Origin of the sequence: Herbaspirillum sp. YR522, from assembly GCF_000282575.1 — a bacterium.
Classification (GTDB): Bacteria; Pseudomonadota; Gammaproteobacteria; order Burkholderiales; family Burkholderiaceae_D; genus Herbaspirillum.
Genome location: NZ_AKJA01000095.1, coordinates 1 through 1,676, shown reverse-complemented (window position 1 = coordinate 1,676; position 1,676 = coordinate 1). Strand labels below are relative to the sequence as shown.

Here is a 1,676-nt window from a genome sequence, read left to right as displayed (position 1 = left end):
ACTGCCCCAGCTGCACTATTTGCCCCAACTACGCATTTCGCAAATTATGTTTTGCTTCTGTCAAAATTGCTTGAAAGGCATCCAGATCGAAAGTCCATGCTCCTGAATGAGGAGCTGGAAATATTTCAATTTGAGTTGTCTGCCCATCTTCACTAGATATTTCTGCAACTTGATCATTTCCAAACCATATTTCGGAAACAACATTTTTTCGATCAGAAATACTAGCAATTTGTAATGTTAGGGATTTCATTTTTTAGGAGGTTCCAAAAAGCCAATGAGTTTGCCATTCGCGTCGTACCTTAGCCCACGACCGTCTGGTGCAACAATATCTGTCACTTGTCCGAATCGCCCAGTATTTCTTTGAGTCGCGATAGTTGCTGGATCATTCAGAATTTCATTTACAACTTGTTGAGCCTGCTCATTAACATCAGCAGGATTTCCTTTAGCGTTTGGGAAAGCGCTTCCGTCGCGATTTCCGTGTTTTTGCAATGCACGACCTGCAACGGACAAATCCCCTTTATCTGCGGCGGTAGCTGCTTGTGCTAAATCATCAATAGATTTCCCCCCCAGAGTTCTTTCCGCACTATTTGCCCCTTTGCCAGATGAGTTGACAGTACCCGCAAAGAACAAGTCGGTCTCATTACCAAGCAGCCGCCCCAGTAGCCCCAAGGCCTTGGTGGCGAACATCCCGCCCAGGATATTTTCTTCGAAAAAATAATCCTTCAACGCGCTGCCGTTTTGCGCCAGGAAACCGTTAATGCGGTCCGCTGGTTTTAAGCGGGATTACCATCAACGCTCCTTCAACGCCCGTCGATACTGGATAGCCTCTCCGACATGCTCGCGCCGCACCTGCTGCGCGTCGTCCAGGTCGGCGATGGTGCGGGCCAGTCGCAGCACCCGGTGGTAGGCTCGCGCCGACCAGTCCAGCCTTTCCATGGCCCGTTGCAGCAGGGCCTCGCCTGCTTCGTCGGCGCGGCAATGCCGGTCGATCTCGCGCGTGCACAGCAGGCTGTTGGGTTTTCCCTGTCGTTGCAGCTGACGCTCGAAGGCTTGCGCCACGCGAACGGCAATGGTGGCCGAGGCTTCGCCATCGGCCTTGCTCGATAGCTGGGCTGGCGGCAATTGCCCTACCGGCACCTGCATGTCGATGCGGTCCAGCATGGGGCCCGAAATGCGTCCCTGGTAGCGGGCAATGGCGTCGGGCGAGCAGCGGCACTTGCCGCTGTCGTGGCCGAGGTATCCGCAGGGGCATGGGTTCATCGCCGCCAGCAATTGAAACCGTGCCGGGAATTCGGCCTGGCGCGCGGCCCGCGAGATGGTGATGCGGCCGGACTCCATCGGTTCGCGCAATACCTCCAGCACGTGGCGGCTGAATTCGGGCAGCTCATCGAGAAACAGTACCCCATGGTGGGCCAGCGAGATCTCGCCCGGGCGCGGCGATCCGCCGCCACCGGCCAGGGCCACCGCCGACGCCGTATGATGCGGCGCCCGAAAGGGCCGCTGCTTCCAGCGGCTGACATCGAAGCCCTGCCCCAGCGATTGCACCGCAGCGGCCTCCAGCGCCTGCTGCTCGGTCATCGGCGGCAGGATGCTGGGCAGGCGCGCGGCCAGCATCGACTTGCCGGTCCCTGGCGGGCCGACCAGCACGATACTGTGGCCGCCGGCGGCCGCCACCT

At 57.9% G+C, this 1,676-nt stretch carries 3 protein-coding genes; all 3 read right to left on the bottom strand.

Going from position 1 to position 1,676, the window contains the following annotated elements; all coding sequences use genetic code 11:
* Nucleotides 1-28 precede the first annotated feature (28 nt).
* On the bottom strand, nucleotides 29-250 hold the full coding sequence (locus tag PMI40_RS23250; RefSeq protein ID WP_081496452.1) for a hypothetical protein: 222 nt from the start codon (nucleotides 248-250) through the stop codon (nucleotides 29-31).
* Nucleotides 247-726: a hypothetical protein gene (locus PMI40_RS23860; protein ID WP_157221515.1), complete on the bottom strand. Its 480-nt coding sequence runs from the start codon at nucleotides 724-726 to the stop codon at nucleotides 247-249. The genes PMI40_RS23250 and PMI40_RS23860 overlap by 4 nt, the downstream gene beginning before the upstream one ends.
* A 63-nt stretch (nucleotides 727-789) precedes the next feature.
* Nucleotides 790-1,676, bottom strand: an 887-nt coding sequence (locus PMI40_RS12085; protein ID WP_040501971.1) for a YifB family Mg chelatase-like AAA ATPase, incomplete at its 5' end; no start/stop codon positions are given.

Excerpts from the sequence above, each read along its gene's own strand:
- PMI40_RS23250 (WP_081496452.1), bottom strand. The coding sequence starts at position 250 with ATGAAATCCCTAACATTACAAATTGCTAGTATTTCTGATCGAAAAAAT.